The 18,306-nt window shown below is 42.7% G+C and carries 20 protein-coding genes and 2 riboswitches; of the genes, 17 read left to right on the forward strand and 3 right to left on the reverse strand.

The window, feature by feature from the left end; translation table 11 throughout:
• Position 1 precedes the first annotated feature (1 nt).
• Together J7J00_RS24500 and J7J00_RS24505 are read right to left on the reverse strand one after the other, a co-directional pair.
• Entirely contained in the window at positions 2-745 is a 744-nt protein-coding gene (locus tag J7J00_RS24500; protein WP_214795398.1) for an energy-coupling factor ABC transporter permease, read from the reverse strand.
• Between the two features lie 20 nt (positions 746-765).
• Entirely contained in the window at positions 766-936 is a 171-nt protein-coding gene (locus J7J00_RS24505; RefSeq protein ID WP_214795400.1) for a hypothetical protein, read from the reverse strand.
• Positions 920-1,115, reverse strand: a riboswitch (cobalamin riboswitch). (Overlaps the previous gene by 17 nt.)
• A 202-nt stretch (positions 1,116-1,317) precedes the next feature.
• Positions 1,318-1,508: riboswitch (cobalamin riboswitch) on the forward strand.
• 149 nt (positions 1,509-1,657) lie between these two features.
• Between J7J00_RS24505 and J7J00_RS24510 the strand changes: the two genes are divergently transcribed.
• From J7J00_RS24510 to J7J00_RS24585, 16 genes are all read left to right on the forward strand, one after another.
• On the forward strand, positions 1,658-2,026 hold the full coding sequence (locus J7J00_RS24510) for a (2Fe-2S) ferredoxin domain-containing protein (RefSeq protein ID WP_214795402.1): 369 nt from the start codon (positions 1,658-1,660) through the stop codon (positions 2,024-2,026).
• 15 nt (positions 2,027-2,041) lie between these two features.
• Positions 2,042-3,697: a precorrin-3B C(17)-methyltransferase gene (cobJ, locus tag J7J00_RS24515; protein WP_214795404.1), complete on the forward strand. Its 1,656-nt coding sequence runs from the start codon at positions 2,042-2,044 to the stop codon at positions 3,695-3,697.
• Between the two features lie 18 nt (positions 3,698-3,715).
• Positions 3,716-4,636: a sirohydrochlorin chelatase gene (locus tag J7J00_RS24520; protein WP_214795406.1), complete on the forward strand. Its 921-nt coding sequence runs from the start codon at positions 3,716-3,718 to the stop codon at positions 4,634-4,636.
• Positions 4,633-5,403: a precorrin-6A reductase gene (cobK, locus tag J7J00_RS24525; protein ID WP_214795408.1), complete on the forward strand. Its 771-nt coding sequence runs from the start codon at positions 4,633-4,635 to the stop codon at positions 5,401-5,403. The genes J7J00_RS24520 and cobK overlap by 4 nt, the downstream gene beginning before the upstream one ends.
• Before the next feature lie 12 nt (positions 5,404-5,415).
• Complete coding sequence (locus J7J00_RS24530) at positions 5,416-6,063, forward strand: precorrin-8X methylmutase (protein ID WP_034312499.1); 648 nt, start codon at positions 5,416-5,418, stop codon at positions 6,061-6,063.
• Between the two features lie 5 nt (positions 6,064-6,068).
• Complete coding sequence (locus J7J00_RS24535; RefSeq protein ID WP_214795410.1) at positions 6,069-7,181, forward strand: cobalt-precorrin-5B (C(1))-methyltransferase; 1,113 nt, start codon at positions 6,069-6,071, stop codon at positions 7,179-7,181.
• Positions 7,165-8,379, forward strand: coding sequence for a precorrin-6y C5,15-methyltransferase (decarboxylating) subunit CbiE (gene cbiE, locus J7J00_RS24540; RefSeq protein ID WP_214795412.1), 1,215 nt, complete (start codon positions 7,165-7,167; stop codon positions 8,377-8,379). Before J7J00_RS24535 ends, cbiE begins: the two co-directional genes overlap by 17 nt.
• A complete protein-coding gene (gene cobI / locus J7J00_RS24545; protein ID WP_214795414.1) occupies positions 8,372-9,079 on the forward strand; it encodes a precorrin-2 C(20)-methyltransferase in 708 nt (235 codons plus the stop codon). The genes cbiE and cobI overlap by 8 nt, the downstream gene beginning before the upstream one ends.
• Entirely contained in the window at positions 9,076-9,852 is a 777-nt protein-coding gene (gene cobM / locus J7J00_RS24550; RefSeq protein WP_214795415.1) for a precorrin-4 C(11)-methyltransferase, read from the forward strand. The genes cobI and cobM overlap by 4 nt, the downstream gene beginning before the upstream one ends.
• Positions 9,849-10,973, forward strand: coding sequence for a cobalt-precorrin 5A hydrolase (locus tag J7J00_RS24555; protein WP_214795417.1), 1,125 nt, complete (start codon positions 9,849-9,851; stop codon positions 10,971-10,973). The genes cobM and J7J00_RS24555 overlap by 4 nt, the downstream gene beginning before the upstream one ends.
• A gap of 16 nt (positions 10,974-10,989) precedes the next feature.
• On the forward strand, positions 10,990-12,384 hold the full coding sequence (locus J7J00_RS24560) for a cobyrinic acid a,c-diamide synthase CobB (protein WP_214795419.1): 1,395 nt from the start codon (positions 10,990-10,992) through the stop codon (positions 12,382-12,384).
• Between the two features lie 35 nt (positions 12,385-12,419).
• Positions 12,420-13,229, forward strand: coding sequence for a uroporphyrinogen-III C-methyltransferase (gene cobA / locus J7J00_RS24565; protein WP_214795421.1), 810 nt, complete (start codon positions 12,420-12,422; stop codon positions 13,227-13,229).
• The gene (locus J7J00_RS24570) at positions 13,208-13,771 is read left to right on the forward strand and encodes a nitroreductase family protein (protein ID WP_214795423.1); all 564 of its coding nucleotides are present in this window, start codon (positions 13,208-13,210) and stop codon (positions 13,769-13,771) included. The genes cobA and J7J00_RS24570 overlap by 22 nt, the downstream gene beginning before the upstream one ends.
• Before the next feature lie 32 nt (positions 13,772-13,803).
• On the forward strand, positions 13,804-14,322 hold the full coding sequence (locus tag J7J00_RS24575; RefSeq protein WP_286201558.1) for a cob(I)yrinic acid a,c-diamide adenosyltransferase: 519 nt from the start codon (positions 13,804-13,806) through the stop codon (positions 14,320-14,322).
• A 13-nt stretch (positions 14,323-14,335) separates the two neighbouring features.
• The gene (locus J7J00_RS24580) at positions 14,336-15,853 is read left to right on the forward strand and encodes a cobyric acid synthase (protein WP_214795427.1); all 1,518 of its coding nucleotides are present in this window, start codon (positions 14,336-14,338) and stop codon (positions 15,851-15,853) included.
• Between the two features lie 149 nt (positions 15,854-16,002).
• Positions 16,003-16,275, forward strand: a complete 273-nt coding sequence (locus J7J00_RS24585) for an HU family DNA-binding protein (RefSeq protein WP_098371861.1) — start codon at positions 16,003-16,005, stop codon at positions 16,273-16,275.
• A 518-nt stretch (positions 16,276-16,793) separates the two neighbouring features.
• Here the strand turns inward: J7J00_RS24585 and J7J00_RS24590 are convergent.
• Positions 16,794-17,579, reverse strand: coding sequence for a protein kinase domain-containing protein (locus tag J7J00_RS24590; protein WP_309487241.1), 786 nt, complete (start codon positions 17,577-17,579; stop codon positions 16,794-16,796).
• A gap of 259 nt (positions 17,580-17,838) precedes the next feature.
• Between J7J00_RS24590 and J7J00_RS24595 the strand changes: the two genes are divergently transcribed.
• Entirely contained in the window at positions 17,839-18,306 is a 468-nt protein-coding gene (locus tag J7J00_RS24595; RefSeq protein WP_214795429.1) for a flavin reductase family protein, read from the forward strand.

Consider the following 18,306-nt stretch of genomic DNA (forward strand, 5'->3'; position numbering starts at 1 on the left):
ATTAACGGGCCTCCTTAGATAAAACTCGCAGCAATTTCAATTCGCCTAGATTGTATTTTTTCAAGAAATTCATCACGACGACTGTCAATATCCCCTCACTGATTGCCAAGGGAATTTGGGTCAGGGCAAAAATCCCTGCAAATTTACTGAAAGAGGCCATGAATCCTCCTACCTCGGATGGAAAAGCAAGAGCAAGTTGAACGGAAGTTATCACATAGGTTCCCAAATCTCCAAAAGCAGCTGCCAAGAAAACGGCAAGTGAAAAAGACCAACCCAATTTAGTTGCGCCCTTGAAGACGAAGTAAGCAATGAACGGTCCGCAAACGGCCATGGAAAATGCATTGGCCCCCAATGTCGTCAATCCTCCGTGAGCCAGTAAAAAAGCTTGAAATAACAGAACGATGGAGCCAACGACACTCATGGCCAATGGTCCGAATAATATGGAACCCAAACCAACTCCGGTAGGGTGTGAAGAACTTCCCGTAACGGAAGGAATCTTTAAGGCCGATAAAATGAATACAAATGCGCCCGATAGGCCAAGCATCATTTTGGTTTCTGGGTTTTCCCTTACTTTGGACCTAATGGACCGGTAACCCAAGATTAAAAATGGAAGGGTAACGGCCCACCAGAATATAGCCCATTCAATGGGTAAAAAGCCCTCCATGATATGCATGGCCATTGCCCGTTTTGGGACAAAAAGCAGTAAAATGACAAAATAAATGGTTTTCCAATTGGTTCTTTTCATTCTTTCTCCTTTCAACACTTTTAATTTTTCTGATCAATCTTGAGAAGAAAGGCGCGCCCAACATAAATAGCACTTCTCTCAAAGGAAAGAAGTGCGTAATGAACAGGAATTTTGCAGCGTAAACCAACCATGGGCCTTTCTGCCTGATCCGCACACCCATCCTCGTAGGTTGAAACAGTTTCACGCTTCATGGCAGGTCTCCTGGCTTTGGTTCATCATCCCATTACATCCTTCCCATCTCATTTGACAGTGGATTAAAGTTAAAGCAATAGGACTTCCCTTTACAGTGGCGGGACCGCTCCGGATTTTCACCGGCTTCCCTTTTAAGCTGAATTCCGAAAAATTCAACACCATAAAACTTATGTAATTATTTAGAAAATTCTCGTATAGTGTACCATAAAGAAATAATTCCAGCTATACTAACTTTTTTTTTTTGACTAAGTTTGTTGCAAGGAAAGGCTTGTGGGCAGGATATACACTATTAAACTTTTCTAAACAGTCGGAATAAACTATTGAATTTTGATAAAGTTGTTATATGATAGATAAAGTTAGTTAGAAATGTATATTAAAACCAAATATTTCATTTTAAAAGTGCTCTTGTGTGAATAAGCAAGGGATAATAGGGAAATCGGTGAAAATCCGATGCAGCCCCCGCTACTGTAAACGCTGATGAAATTGTCGATAGCCACTGGCATTGTTGCCGGGAAGGGACAAAGTAAAATGAAGCGTAAGCCAGGAAACCTGCTTTTAAAATTGCATGATACTTTTCGGAGGGAAAGGTAGAAGGACTATGACGATTTTGGAGATTGGGCATTCTTGCCTGGGGTTCCTCATTCATATAGTTTTTTTAAACCTTGACTCTTATGTTAAGGTTTTTTATTTTGCCTTTTCCCTGAACGCAGGAGGAAGAATATGACTACTTGGAACTTAATGGGTACAAATACACATCTGTTGATTTGTAATGGGAGCAGCTGTATGAAAAAGGGCGGGGAAGAAGTAACCCAAGCGATTCGCGATGAAATTACTTCCAAAGGACTGGATATGAAAATCCATACAACCAGGACACGGTGTAACGGAAGATGTAAGGATGCCTGCATTGTGATTGCCTATCCTCAAGGAAACTGGTATCGAGTGGAAACGCCTGATTTCGGTCGCCAGATTGTCAGCCATATCGATGATGGGGAGTTTGTTCCACAAATGATCTACCAATTCAATGATGGGGAAATGACACCCAATCCAGATTTTCCTGCTCATACGGGTATTTCAAAGAACAAAGCGTAAAAAGGAGATGTCTTAATGAGTACAAACGGTAAATTATTCGTCGTGGGCTTTGGGCCAGGGAATTTTGAACACATTACCAAACGTGCTGTCGAAGCCCTTCAAGAAAGTGACTACATCATTGGTTATAAAACTTATGTTGAACTCATTCAGGGACTGCTTACAGATCAAACGATTATTAGTACGGGGATGACTGAAGAGGTATCACGTGCACAGGAAGCAGTGAAACAAGCGGAGCTGGGTAAGAAAGTTGCGGTTATTTCCAGCGGGGATGCCGGAGTTTACGGGATGGCTGGGTTGGTTTATGAAGTATTGATTGAAAAAGGCTGGAAAGAAGAAACTGGAGTGGGCATTGAAGTCATTCCTGGCATTTCTGCAATCAACTCTTGTGCATCTTTACTTGGGGCACCAGTCATGCACGATTCGTGTACGATCAGTCTCAGTGATCATTTAACCCCTTGGGAACTGATCGCTAAAAGGGTTGAAGCAGCTGCAATGGCAGACTTTGTCATTGCCCTGTATAATCCGCGCAGCGGCAGGCGGACCAGGCAAATTGTTGAAACACAGAAAATTCTCCTTCGCTACCGTTCCCCCGATACACCTGTCGGGTTGGTGAAAAGTGCATATCGCGATAGGCAGGATATTGTCATAACCAATTTGAAAGATATGTTGAATCACGATATTGGAATGTTGACCACCGTCATTATTGGTAATTCATCCACCTTTTTATATGATGACAAAATCATCACACCAAGAGGCTATCAGAGGAAATATACTTTGAATTCGGAAAAGCAACCATTGAAGCCGCATCAGCGTCTTCAAAAAGAAGCGGAACCGTGGGCATTAGATCAAGAAGCCGATTCCGTGCAAGAAGCCTTCACCGAATCCGCTGGAGGAGTTGGATTACTTACAAAAGCACCAGAAAAGAAGCCAGCTTCCTTTGAAATGGCAATGGAAGCACTGTCAAGAGTCAAGGGTCAAACCGTTCAGCAATCCGTTGAGCCAATTGTTCAGCAAAAAATGGAGTCGGTATTCGAACTTGCAGTTAGTCCAGGTGTGGCGAATAAACAATTCACTCCCAAACAAATGATGACACTTGCGGAAGTTGTCGGGGAAAAGGGCACGATGGAATACACGCCAAATCATAAAATCGTATTAAAGATTCCGACAACGGATCCGGAAGTCATTACGGGGAAATTGCAATCAGCAAACTTTCTTTTATCGCCGATTGGAGATGTATTGACATTAAAAGCATGTGATTTCTGTGATGGTGAAAAAACGGAATCCATTCCTTATGCGGATGAAATACATCGGGTGCTTGGCGGAATGAAAATGCCCAAGGAACTTAACATCGGTTTTAATGGGTGTGGAATGGCTTGCTATAGTGCTGTGATGGATGATATCGGGATTGTCTTCCGAAAAGGGAAGTTCGACTTATTTCTTGGAGCTAAACCGGTTGGAAGAACAGCCCATCCAGGTCAGCCGGTTGCGGAAGGCATTGAACCGGAACAGCTTGTTGAACTGATTACGGACATTGTCGCGGAGTATAAGCAAAATGCCCATCCAAATGAGCGGCTTTTTAAATACTTCAAACGTTCGAAAAAGATACAGAATTTTTCTTATCAGGACATCGCTCCCAAAATAAACATAGAGCCTGCGCCTTGTGAAGACTAATCAAGAGGGGGAAAGTAAATGAAAGCAGTTTTGTTCGTAGGACACGGAAGCCGCTTGGCTTCGGGAAACGAAGAAGTCCTTCATTTTATTGAAAATATGATTCCGGCATTGGATGAGCGATTCCTTGTAGAAACGTGCTTCTTGGAATTTGCCGCACCGAATATATCCAAAGGCATTGATAATTGTGTAAAACGAGGTGCTACTGAAGTTATCGTCATACCGATCATTTTGTTGCATGCAGGACATTCGAAATTACATATCCCAGCTGAAATAGAAGATGGGAAAACAAAGTATCCAGAAGTGAAATTCACATATGGCCAAACGATCGGGGTCCACCATGATGTATTGACAATCCTGACAGACCGTCTTGAGGAAGCGGGATTCGATACAACCTCTGAACAGGCTGAGACAGCAATATTGCTAATTGGCCGAGGTGGCAGTGATGCTGATGCAAATAGTGATATATATAAAATTTCACGATTATTATGGGAAAAATTAAACGTTAAATGGGTCGAAACAGCTTTCATGGGTGTAACGGACCCGCACGTTGATGAAGGCATTGAGCGATGCATCCGCTTAGGGGCAAAAAAAGTAGTGATGCTGCCATATTTCCTCTTCACAGGGGTGTTGATGGAAAGAATGGAGGATATGCTGAAAGGCTATCAAAAGCTATATCAAGATCAAGGATTCATTTTGGCGAAGTATTTTGGATATCATCCAATATTACAGAACATTCTGCAAGAACGTGTAATTGAAGCTAGTGAAGGCAGATCAAGCGGGGCACGTGATTTGGAAAACTATCGTAAACATGTCGAGGAACATGGACATGCCCACCATCATCACCATCACGACCACGATCACGACCACCATCACGACCACGATCACGACCACGACCATCACCACGATCACGATGGGCAAGTGGTGGGGACGTCAAAATGATTTTGTTTTTGGCGGGTACAAGTGATGCAAGGGAATTAGCGATTGAGATGCAGCAGGTGGGATTCAAGGTTTTGGCAACTGTTGTAACCGGGTCGGCGGCTAAAAGTTTGCAAGATGCAGGCATATCCACCCGGATTGGCCGATTAACTGCAGAGGATATGACATCATTAATCTCTGAAAAAGGTTTTCAGGCTGTAGTTGATGCAAGTCACCCATTTGCCGAAGAAGCATCCAAAAACGCCCTTAACGGAGCAAAGGCAGCAAATGTCCCTTATATTCGTTATGAGCGTGAAAGTCAACGGTTTCAGAATGATAAATTGATAGTTGTCCGTGATTATGAGGAAGCTGCCAAGCTTGCCGCTGCGAAACGGGGAGTAATCATGCTCACGACCGGAAGTAAAACCCTAGCCGTGTTCGCAAAAGAATTGCTAGGGATCGAGAATACCAGAGTCATAGCGAGAATGCTGCCACGCATGGACAATATGGAAAAATGTGCGCAGCTGGGCATTGAACAAAAAAATATCGTTGCGATACAAGGTCCATTTTCCAAAGAATTAAATAAAGCTCTATATGAACAGTATGGCGTCACATTGATGATAACGAAAGAAAGTGGCAAGGTCGGTGCGGTTGATGAGAAATTGGAAGCCGCGTTGGAATGTGGAATAGAAACGATCATGATATCGCGACCGGATGTTGACTATCAAAATGTTCATTCCAGTTTTGATCATGTCATCGCCGAGTTGAATAAACAGCTAAATGAAAAATAGGAGGAATGCAAGATGGATTTTAAAACGGATTTTAAACCACTAACGGTAGACCCAGACAAAATATATGATTATAGCTTCTCGATCATAGCTGAAGAAATGGGCAATCATGATTTTTCTGAAGATGAATGGAAGATCGTCCGCCGGGTCATTCATGCTTCAGCGGATTTTGAATTGGGAAGAAGTGTCATCATCCATCCAAATGCCATTCAAGCTGGTGTGGAAGCCATTCGCAAAGGTAGACATGTCATTGCGGATGTACAAATGATCGAGAGCGGTACAGGCAAAAAAAGATTTCAAAAACACGGCGGGGACGTTCATTGCTATATTTCAGATCCGGATGTGATGGTCGAAGCAAAACGTTTGAATACGACAAGGGCGATCATTTCGATGCAAAAAGCCGTAAAGGAAAATGAAGGGGGCATTTATGCCATTGGCAATGCACCTACAGCTTTACTTGAGCTCATTCGCCTTATTAAAGAAGGGATTGCAAAACCGGACTTAATCATTGGAATGCCTGTTGGGTTTGTTTCTGCTGCAGAATCGAAAGAGGAACTCGCTAAGATCACGGAAGTTCCATTCATTACGAATATTGGCCGAAAAGGTGGAAGTACTGTCACTGTTGCTGCATTGAACGCGATTTCCCTTTTAGCTGATAGTTAAAAATCATGGAAAAGAAAGTAAAAAAAGACCCCTCACAAATGCGTCATGGGTATACAACAGGGGCATGTTCGACTGCCGTGACTAAAGCGGCATTGACTGCATTGATCACGGGGGATGCACTTGAGGAAGTGACGATTTCCTTGCCCATCGGGCGTGATGCCACTTTCACTATTGAGAAATATGACATATCGGAAAATGCGGTTAGTGCCGAAACGATCAAAGATGCCGGAGATGATCCCGATGCCACCCATCTGGCACATATTATCTCTACTGTCAGCTGGTCTGATGCACCTGGGATTATCCTGGATGGAGGGATAGGTGTGGGACGTGTGACCAAACCCGGGCTTCCTGTTCCTGTAGGAGAAGCGGCCATTAATCCTGTACCGCGCAAAATGATTTTAACCACTGTGATACAAACATTGGAAGAATTTAAGATCAATAGAGGAGTGAAAGTCGTCATCTCCGTGCCAGCAGGTGAAGAAATAGCGAAAAAAACATTAAATGGCCGCTTGGGGATTGTGGGGGGCATTTCCATTTTAGGAACAAGGGGCACTGTCGTCCCTTTTTCCAGTTCAGCCTATATGGCAAGCATCGTCCAGGCTATCAGTGTCGCCAAAGCGAGTGGGTGCGAGCATCTTGTCTTAACTACTGGCGGGCGCAGTGAAAAGTATGCGATGGGCCTTCTCCAGGATTTACCTGAGGAAGCCTTTATTGAAATGGGTGACTTTGTGGGCTTCTCACTTAAGCAATGTAAGAGGCAGGGAATTAAAAAGGTATCACTGGTCGGCATGATGGGGAAATTCTCCAAAGTGGCCCAAGGTGTGATGATGGTGCATTCAAAAAGTGCCCCGGTCGACTTCGGTTTTCTATCGGAAATAGCCCAAAGCGTGGGAGCTGAAGATGATCTAGTTCTTGAAATCAAGAATGCAAACACAGCATCACAAGTCGGGGACATGATGTCAGCGATAAATAATTTTGATTTTTTTAATAAACTATGTGAATCCTGCTGTCACTCTGCCATAAAGCAAGTGAAGGGCGGAATTGAAATGGAAACGGCGATTTATTCGTTGAAAGGACAATTACTGGGAAGGGCTGTTGGAATTGAGTCAATCGATTAAATTAATCGGGATAGGGGATAACGGTCAGGAAAGCTTACTGCCCCAATATTCCCAATGGATAGAAGAAAGTGAAGTGCTGGTCGGAGGTGAACGGGTCTTATCGTTTTTCCCGAACTATACTGGCAAGAAGATTGTCATAAAGGGCGGTTTGAAAAAGGTGGTGGAACAACTGCAGGATGAAACTCGTCCAACAGTTGTCTTAGCTTCCGGTGACCCATTGTTTTATGGAATGGGAGGCTATCTTTCCAGCAAAATCGGCATAGAGGTTTACCCATATTTCAGTTCAATTCAGCTTGCTTTTGCAAAAATGGGTGAAAGTTGGCAAGATGCCTTCCTAATTAGTGTTCATGGCCGCAGTATGAAAGGGCTGGCCCAAAGGATTGATGGAAAAGCGAAAGTAGCTTTGCTTACTGACATCGAAAATAGTCCAAATCAACTTGCTAAATATCTCATTTCATTCGGAATGACTGAATACCGGGCATTTGTGGCTGAAAATCTTCAAGGAGAAACCGAAGACTCTGGCTGGTATGAACTTGAAGAAATGATGGAGCGGGAATTCTCCCCGTTGAATGTCGTCATTTTAAAAAGAAAATCAGAAGGTCCAAGCTGGTCCTTGGGGATAGAAGATGAAGAATTTTCGCAGCGTAAACCGGACAAGGGCCTCATAACCAAAAAGGAAATTCGAGTATTAAGCCTGCATGCGTTGAAACTCAGGAAAAACAGCACCGTGTGGGATGTTGGGACGTGTACGGGCTCAATGGCAATTGAAGCGGCCAAGCTTGCACCCGAAGGCCAAATTTTCGCAATTGAAAAAAATGAGCCTGATTTAGATAACTGTTATCAAAACCAGCGTAAATTCCGTACTGATATAACGGCCATTCATGGAAAAGCTCCGCAGGGACTGGAAACTTTTCCGGATCCTGATGCAATCTTCATTGGAGGGACTGGCGGCGAAATGGTAGATCTAATCAGTACATGCTGCAAACGGCTAAAAGAAGGCGGCAGGATCGTTCTAAATGCTGCGACGATTGAGAATCTTTACCGGGCTAATGAGGCATTTGCTGAAGCTGGTTTTCACACTTCCATCATGCATGCCCAAATCTCCAGAAGTAAGCCAATATTGGGAATGAACAGATTTGTTCCGCTTAATCCAGTGTATATCATTACTGCACAACGAAAGGAAGACATGAATGAGTAATCTTGGTACATTATATGGCCTTGGCGTGGGCCCGGGCGATCCAGAGCTTATTACAGTAAAGGCATTTCGCGTGATTCAGGAATCTCCGGTCATTGCCTATCCAAAAAAAAGAAAAGGGAGTAAAAGCTACGCCCATCGCATTGTTGAAGTTTACATTCGTCCTGAAGAGAAGGATATGCTGGGACTAGTTTTTCCGATGACGAAAGATCAAGCGATTTTGGATCGGGAATGGAACGGAACGGTTGAAAAAGTTTGGCGAAAATTAAATGAAGGTAAAGATGTTGCTTTCGTTACGGAAGGCGATCCGCTTTTATATAGTACGTTCATACATATGATGAAATTGATGCAGGAGTTGCATCCCGAAGTCGAAATCAAAACAGTTCCGGGCATTTCTTCATTTAATGGGTCAGCGTCAAGGCTGGGCATCGCTTTGGCTGATGGTGATGATCATGTTGCGATAGTTCCTGCAAGGGATGACTATGAAGCGATGAAGAAGGCGATCGAAGATCATGATGCCGTCGTGTTCATCAAAGTGGCAAAGGTCATCGATTTAATGATTACCGTTTTAAAAGATTTGGATTTGCTTGAAAAGGCCTCGGTCGTAACCAAAGTCACTTCCGATGAAGAAGTGATTTGGAAAGTGAGTGAATTGGAAGGACTTGAACTAGAATACTTAACATTGATGGTGGTGAGAAAATGAAGATATATATTGTAGGTGCTGGCCCAGGTGACCCGGATTTGATTACTGTAAAAGGATTGAACATTCTCCAAACGGCTGATGTGATTTTATATACGGATTCATTAGTGAATGAAGAATTGATTGCAATGGCAAAACCCGAGGCCGAGGTGCTAAAAACGGCTGGAATGCATTTGGAGGAAATTGTTGGCATCATGGTTGAGCGTGTTAAAGAAGGAAAGATGGTTGCTAGAATCCACACAGGGGATCCTGCCATGTACGGTGCAATCATGGAACAAATTGTCCTTTTGAAGAAAGAGGGTATTGGTTATGAGGTGATCCCTGGCGTAAGTTCGGTATTCGCCTCAGCAGCGGCAATAGGAGCAGAGCTGACTATCCCTGATTTAACTCAGACACTCATATTGACGAGGGCTGAAGGACGTACGCCTGTTCCGGAATTTGAGAAGTTACGTGATTTGGCAAGTCACCACTGCACGATTGCCCTCTTCTTGAGTGCGACCTTGACCAAAAAAATCGTTAAAGAACTCCAGGAAGCCGGTTGGAAGGATGATACTCCGGTAGCAGTCATTCAAAGGGCAACATGGCCGGACCAAAAAATCGTTCGTACCACGTTAGTGAACTTGGATGATGATATGCGTCAAAATGGTATCCGCAAGCATGCGATGATTTTGGCTGGATGGGCGTTAGACCCTACCATTCATGATAAAGATGAATACCGTTCCAAATTATATGATGCGAGTTTTACCCACGGTTTCAGAAAAGGTGTTAAGCCATGATCATTGAACTGAAAGAAGCGGAACTTGCTCCCATTAAACGGTCTCATACTTATGCGATCGTGGCGATTACAAAGCATGGTGTCGAGCTGGCGCGAAAATTACATACCGTTTTTTCGAATTCTGATCTATATTACATGAGCAAGTTTGAAAAAGGGGACGAAGAGCATAAACAGATCCAGCTTTTTTCGGGCAGTGTCCGTATGCTATTACCAGCTTTATTCAAGGAATATAAAGGAATCATATTAATTATCTCACTCGGTGCAGTAGTCAGGATGATTGCTCCAATTTTGAAGGATAAGAAAACGGATCCGGGTGTCGTTGTCATTGATGATAAAGGGGAAAATGTTATCAGTGTACTGTCAGGGCATCTGGGAGGAGCGAATGAACTGACTAAGGAAGTTGCTGCAGCCCTTGACGCAAGAGCTATAATCACCACCGCTTCAGATGTACAAAAAACGATTCCTGTCGACTTATTCGGCCAGCGCTTCGGCTGGATTTGGGATTCCGCAGAAAAATTGACGCCAGTAAGTGCGTCCGTTGTAAATGAAGAGCATGTTGCCGTTGTACAGGAATCAGGTGAACGGAATTGGTGGACTTATGAAACGGCATTACCTGAACGAATAATCTTATACCCATCCATTGAAGAAGCGCTTCACGCAAAGCCGCAAGCAGCGCTGGTCGTAACTCACCGTATTCTTAGCCAGCCGGAAAAGAGGATCCTTGAAAATGGGATCGTATATCGTCCAAAAGTCATTGCTCTCGGTATTGGGTGCAATAGGGGAACAGCGGCAGTTGAAATTGAGCAGGTGATTGCAGAAACACTAGCGGAATTATCATTTTCCCTAAAAAGCGTTAAAGCGATCTGTACAATTTCCTTAAAGAAAGACGAAATCGGCTTGATTGAAGTGGTTGAAAAATATGGCTGGGAATTCGTGCATTATGAACCGGAAGAGCTTAATAAAACTAAAATCGAAGCGCCATCAGAAACAGTATTTAAATACACGGGTGCATATGGTGTGAGTGAACCGGCTGTGAGGATTTACACTAAAGCTGAACAATTGGAGCTGGTTAAGAAAAAATCGGGGAACGTAACCATTTCAGTTGGGATCATTCCTTTTTAAGGAGGGAGAAGCAAATATGAACGATAGAAGATTGGTAATTGCGGGTACCGGAAGCGGTGTCGGTAAAACGACATTGACCATCGGAATCATGGCAGCCCTCCAGAAGAAAGGCTATACTGTTCAAGGGTTCAAATGTGGTCCTGACTATATTGACCCTACTTATCATACAGCAGTTACAGGACGGATTTCACGCAATCTTGACAGTTGGATGTTCGAACATGACACTGTCCGAGAAATTCTTACCAAAGCAGGTACCGGAGCTAATATATCGATCATCGAAGGAGTCATGGGCTTCTTCGATGGCAAAAGTCCTTTATCCAATACAGGATCGACGGCTGAAATCAGCATTATCACGCAAAGCCCTGTCCTGTTGGTAGTCAACTGTGCCAGCATGGCACGGAGTGCAGCTGCCATCGTAAAAGGATTTCAGGACTTTTCGGCCGGTCCGAACATCATTGGTGTAATTGCCAATCAAGTGGGAAGTGCAGGGCATTACAAAATTGTCAAATCAGCCATTGAGCAAGAGTGTGATGTACCCGTGCTGGGTTATATGAAGCGGGAAATGGATATTGATATTCCAAGCCGTCATTTGGGTTTAATTCCTGCTATTGAACGCGGGGAACTAAATCCGTTTTTCGATAAGCTTGCACAATTAGTCATGGAAACGATCGATATCGATCAGTTGTACCGTTTATCCAAGACAAGCTCCGTTTCCAGTGGAAACTCAAATATATTTCAACCCCAAAATGAAAAGGAAGTGTGCATTGCCGTCGCAAAAGATGCAGCCTTCAATTTTTATTATCAGGAAAACCTTGAGTTGCTTGAAGCATTTGGGGCGAACATCAAGTATTTTTCTCCATTAAAAGGGGATGAAGTTCCATTGGATGCTGATGGTTTATACCTTGGAGGCGGTTTTCCTGAAGAATTTGCAGCTGAACTTTCCGGTAACGTGGGTGCTATCAAATCCATCAGAAGCTCCATTGAAAAGGGGATGCCGACTCTAGCGGAATGTGGCGGTTTCATGTTTTTGAGCAAATCGATTGAAACAACTTCCAAAGAAACACATCAGATGGCAGGTATTATACCGGGCAGGATTAAAATGCAGAAAAAACTTGCAGCACTTGGGTATCGAGAAATTACAGGAACTCCAGGCAATTTTTTGATCAATGAAATGGAGCAGGCAAAAGGACATGAATTCCACTACTCGACATTCGAAGCGGATGATGATCTTACACATGCATATGAAGCCAAAGGCAGATTCGGTTCGAAACAAGAGGGGTGTGTATTGGGTAACCTTGTTGCTGGATATACTCACTTTCATTTTGCTTCCAATCCAACACTTGCGAAGAATTGGATCGATGCTTGCTTAAAACAAAAAAACAGATCTTCCCATGAAACTATCAACAAGTAAAAGATATTTTACGAAGATTAAGAGGAGGCGCGAGCATGAAACCGGGAAAAGTTCATCTTGTCGGTGCGGGTCCTGGAGATCCGAAACTGATTACGGTATATGGACTGGAATGTATCCAAAAGGCGGATGTCATTGCATATGACAGGCTTGTCAATCCAGAATTATTAACTTATGCAAAAGAAGATGCAGAACTGGTGTATTGCGGGAAATCACCAGGGAAACATCATCTCATTCAAAATGAAATACATGAACTTTTAGTGGAAAATGCCTTACTGGGAAAAAACGTCACCCGTTTGAAGGGTGGAGATCCGTTTGTCTTTGGGCGGGGCGGTGAGGAAGCGGAGATACTGGCTGCTAACGGGATTGAATATGATATCGTCCCAGGAATCACAGCGGGAATTGCAGCACCGGCTTATGCGGGCATCCCGGTGACCCACCGTGATTATGCCTCAAGTTATGCCATTGTGACAGGCCATGGCCGTGATTACAAGGGGCAGGATAACCTGAATTGGCAGGCATTGGCTCAGGGCATCGATACCATCGCCTTTTATATGGGAATAGGTAATATGCCGTTTATCTGTGAAAAATTGATGGAGCATGGCAGGGACGGCAATACGCCAGTGGCTGTCATTGAATGGGGCACGACTGATAAACAAAGGACGATTACCGGTACTTTGAATTCGATTTCTTTGAAGGCTATAAAAGAAGAAATTCAAAATCCATCAATCTTTCTAGTAGGGGATGTCGTCCAATTAAGAGAAAAAATCCAATGGTTTGAAAGAGTGATTGATTCAGAGTCCATAATTGAAGGGAATGAGTCGGAATGTCCATCATTCAAGAATTGAAGGAACGCCGGGCAATAAGGAATTACGAAGAAAAAGAAGTGGAAGACCAAAAAATCAGGAAGCTATTGGAAGCTGCTACCTATGCCCCTAACGACCGATTGCGTGAACCTTGGGGTTTTTATGTAATCAAGGGAGAAGCGAAGCACCGTTATGAAAGATTGGCAGAAAGGTATTTACATGAACGCTTCCCGACCAAACCAAAATTGATTGAAAGTTCACTGGAAGTTGTAAAGACGACACCGCTTATCATTGTCGTGACTTCCGATATTTTGCCTGATGATCCAGATTCATCCGAAGACAATGTATTCGCTTCTTGTTGTGCCGTCCATTCGATGTGGCTTGCCGCAAAAGAACTTGGTCTCGGATTCGTTTGGCGCACTAGAGGAGTGGGTCTTGTCAGGGATGAACGCCTGCACGAATTTATCGGTTCACCGGAAAACAAAAAAGTGATAGGCACCATTTTTGTCGGATACCCTAAAGGCGATCAACCGGTTCCTGCTACTAAAAGGACTTCATACATAGAAAAAACAGTTTGGCTATGAAGGTAGGTGATTGAGTGTCACGCAGAGGATTAATGCTTATTTATACAGGAAACGGGAAAGGGAAGACGACTGCTTCATTAGGGGTGACTTTAAGGGCAATTGGCAGAGGAATGAATGTCAAATACCTTCAGTTCATAAAATCTCCAGAGCGTACATATGGGGAAGCATTGGCTTTGAAAAAATTAGGAGTTGAAATGGAACAGCTAGGTATTGGTTTTACATGGACCAAAACTCCAGAAGAGCATCGCAACGCATTATCGTTAGCTTGGGAAAAGGCGAGACTGGCCCTTAGTGATCCCGGCATTGATTTACTTGTTTTGGATGAGTTGAACAATGCATTGGCGATTTCCAAATTCCCGATTGAAGATGTCTTGCCATTGACTGAAGTCATCGATGCGATTCGAAATCGTCCCGCTCATATGCATGTAGTCATAACCGGCAGGGATGCCAAGCCAGAGCTTATGGAAATGGCCGATTTGGTTTCAACGATTGAGGCGACCAAGCATTATTATGACGAGGGCATCGGCGCTGTTAAAGGATTAGAGTTTTAAGGGGGTGAGCGTAATGAAGGCACGATCCATCATGATACAAGGGACGTCGTCTGATGTAGGGAAAAGTTTGATTTGTACGGCATTTTGCCGGGTATTTTCCAATAAAGGATTACGTGTCGTCCCATTCAAATCACAAAACATGGCTTTGAATTCTTATGTAACCTTGGATGGCGGTGAAATCGGACGGGCTCAGGGAGTACAGGCGGAAGCAGCACGGATCACGGCAACGACCGATATGAATCCGATATTACTGAAACCGAAGCAGGATATGGTTTCGGAAGTCATCGTGCACGGAAAGCATTTTCTTGATATGAATGCAAAAAGCTATCGATCCCAATTTGTCCAGGAAGCCATGCCCATCATCCGTAAATCGGTCGAAAAACTCCAAGAAGACTTTGACATCATCGTACTCGAAGGGGCAGGAAGTCCGGCTGAAATTAACCTGAAGGACCGGGATATAGCGAATATGCGAATGGCTAAACTCACGGATGCGGCTGTCATTTTGGTGGCCGATATTGATCGTGGTGGAGTATTTGCGTCCATCATCGGCACACTTGCTTTATTGGATCAAGATGAACGAGATAGTGTAAAGGGGATCATCATCAATAAATTTCGTGGCATGCGTGAATTGTTGGACGATGGCATTGAATGGGTGGAAAAGGAAACCGGGATTCCGGTTCTCGGGGTGCTGCCCTATCTTGACGTGAATATTGAAGCGGAAGATTCACTTGCCCTCTCTTCCTTACGTTTTAAAAAACCTAAAAAGGCTGAGTTTCCGATCGATGTAGCCGTCTTGAGATTTCCGCGGATCTCCAATTTTACAGATGTGGATCCTTTTTTTGATGAACCCGGAGTAGGTGTCCGCCTGGTAAGCAGTGTCCATGAGTTAGGTAATCCCGATCTGCTTATTTTGCCTGGTACAAAAAACACGATGGAAGATTTAGAGTGGTTGAATCGTATGGGGTTGGATCGGGCCATCAATGAACTGCGGAAACAAGGAACGATGATATTTGGCATATGCGGCGGTTTTCAAATGCTAGGGACTAAACTTTTCGATCCTGACGCGGTCGAAGGTGACGGTGAGAACGCAGATGGGCTCTCGCTTCTTCCGGTGGAAACCGTATTTCAAGCAGAAAAGAAAACGGTACAAATGGAAGGTGTCCTTTCTGCCGGGATAATGGAAGGTCAAATGAATCTTAACGGTTTCGAAATACATTTAGGCAGAACGACATTGAAGTCGCAAGTAAGGCCCTTTCTTTTATTGAAGGATGGAAGAGAGGATGGAGCCATTTCCAATGACAACAAAGTAATGGGAACATATCTTCATGGGATATTCCATAATCGCCTGTTCACTAGATTACTAGTTAACCAAATTCGACGGAACAAGGGGTTGGAAGAAGTGAAGGAAAACGTCCAAAGCGACTCGGAGCGTAGGGAGGAAGCGTACAATCTCTTGGCATCCCATTTGGAGGAAAACATTGATATGGATACCATCTATCAATGGCTGCAGCTGGAAACTGCAGAAAGTTAATGTTAATCAAAGCCCTTTTAACTTCAAAAAAGATCAATTTAGAGCTACAATTCCTTTTATTTAGCCATAATAAGTGACAGAGGCATACAAGATATGTTATGTTGTCTTCTCTACATACTTTATACAAAATAAAAGGATGAGGTGTTCATATGAATAAAACAGAATTAGTGAGCAGTGTTGCAGCACAAGCTGAACTGACAAAAGACGAAGCAAAAAAAGTTGTGGATGCATTGTTTGAAACAATCACGGCTACACTTGCTAAAGAAGAAAAAATCCAATTAGTTGGTTTTGGTACATTTGAAGTGCGTGACCGTGCTGCCCGTACAGGAAGAAACCCGCAAACTGGCGAAGAAATACAAATTGCAGCTAGTAAAGTACCGGCTTTTAAAGCAGGTAAGGAATTAAAAGAAGCTGTAAAATAAATGATGAACGAAGAAAAAACCTGGCGATGCAATGTTCGCCGGGTTTTTTCTGTTTACTGTACTTTCAATTAACCCGGTTAATCTTTAATGGAAAGATTAAAAAACGGTTTGTCATCTGGTGAGGCAAGATATTTTTTTGAAAAGGCCATTAAGCGTCTCTTTAATTGGTTGATTTATATATGCCATTTTTCATTTGATCAACAATGAAATATGCCGACTCCATAAAAAAAATTGCAGTAATGGAATGTAACACAAATGAAAAAAAAATTATAGTACTTATTAATAAGGTTTATACTGTGACTATGTTAGGCTAAATGAATAACAAGCTTTAAAACCAAAGTAAAAGAGGTGAAAGAAATGCTGAAGAAAATAATGAAAAAAATCAAACAACTTTCCCAAGGAAGCAGTGAGCGAAGACATGGTCATTATCGCCGAGGCAGCAGCAGCAGCCGAGGGTATAAAAGGTATCCCATGAGTGGAAGTGACCGCTACAAGAGAAAGGGGCGTGGCAGCAGCAGCTAATTCAATTTCTTTGACTTCAATGCAGCCTGCAGGTCCATTGAGATTTCTTTAATATCTGAATAAGGTTCTTGGATGCTTAATAACCTTTTCAGTATATGCACGGTTTCTTTTTCTAACGAAAGCTCTTCTGTCCAAGGAAGAGCCTTTTTACTTTTGGAAGCGTATGTCGTATAAAGTACATATAGAAGTATTTCCCCCAAGTCGTAAAAATCCTGCCTTTTCAGCTGTAAAATGGAGTCTTTTGCGAGATCGGCCGAATTGATCATTTTGGACAAACCAAAGTCTATCAAAATGGGCTGATGGTTCTTAAGTAAAATATTTGGAATGCGTAAATCTTGATGGCAAATGTCATGGTCATGTAGATAAGATACTAAACCGGCCAGCTCATCCAGAAAAAATAGAGACTCTTTCTCATTGAACGTAAATTGATTCAAGAAAATATGGTCTTCTAAATTATCCCCTTCTATAAAATCCATCACAAAATAAACATTTCCGTCATGTGAAAATTTCTCGTGAAATTTGGGGATGTTTTTGTGGTTTAACATTCGTAATATGGAGATTTCATTTTCAAACTGTCTCAGTTCTTTTTTGCTGCGGCGTTTACTTTTCCGTAGCTGCTTGATCACTTTATTTTCATTCATTTTCAAATCATCGCAAAGGTAAACAATACCGTAGCTTCCTGTACCGATTACAGTTTTCACCTCGTAACGGTCATTCAAAACCACTTCTTTTTTTAAAGGAATATCCACAAAAAATTGGTAGAACTTTCTTAAGGAACGCAAAATTGAAACTTCCCTCACCACTTTCATATATTCGAGTCGAAAAAGACCATTATTCATTAAGCTGGAATTATGAATGATCATGGATAGTTTAACACTGATTTTTGGTAATGCGGTAATGAAAGTCTTTTTTACGATAATTCACAATTAAAAAGAGCTATTAAAAAAATTTCCTTAAATTTCATATTATGAAATTATATGATTTTTAAAATTATTAAGTTTACTATAATGAATTCATAATAAAAGAGTAGGAGGTGAAAAGATGGATGGGCGTGAGTTAAGAAATTGCTTTGGTAAATTCCCAACCGGAGTCACGATAGTGAGCTGGTTTGATGGGAAAGTTCAAAAGGGCATTACTGTGAATTCATTCACCTCGGTTTCCTTGGATCCCCCGCTTGCTTTAGTATCGATTCATAAAGAAGCAAAAGCCTGCACTAGCTTGAAAGATAAATCTTTTACCATTAATATTTTGTCGGATGAGCAAGAATCCATTGCATGGCAATTTGCGGGCAGTAAACAGGAAACACTTGAAATTGACTGGGATAACAAGGGGATTACGCCAAAAATAAATGGAAGTGTTGCCTGGATGGAATGCAAACCATGGAGAGAGTTTGATGCTGGTGATCATGTATTGTTCATCGGTGAGATCCAGGAGTTACAACTCGAAGACTTGGAAGCGCTTACTTTTCATCAAGGGAAAATGGGATCTGCTAAACAACTTGTAAAATAA

It is taken from the genome of Bacillus sp. ISL-4 (genome assembly GCF_018613275.1).
GTDB classification, from domain to species: Bacteria; Bacillota; Bacilli; order Bacillales; family DSM-1321; genus Peribacillus; species Peribacillus simplex_E.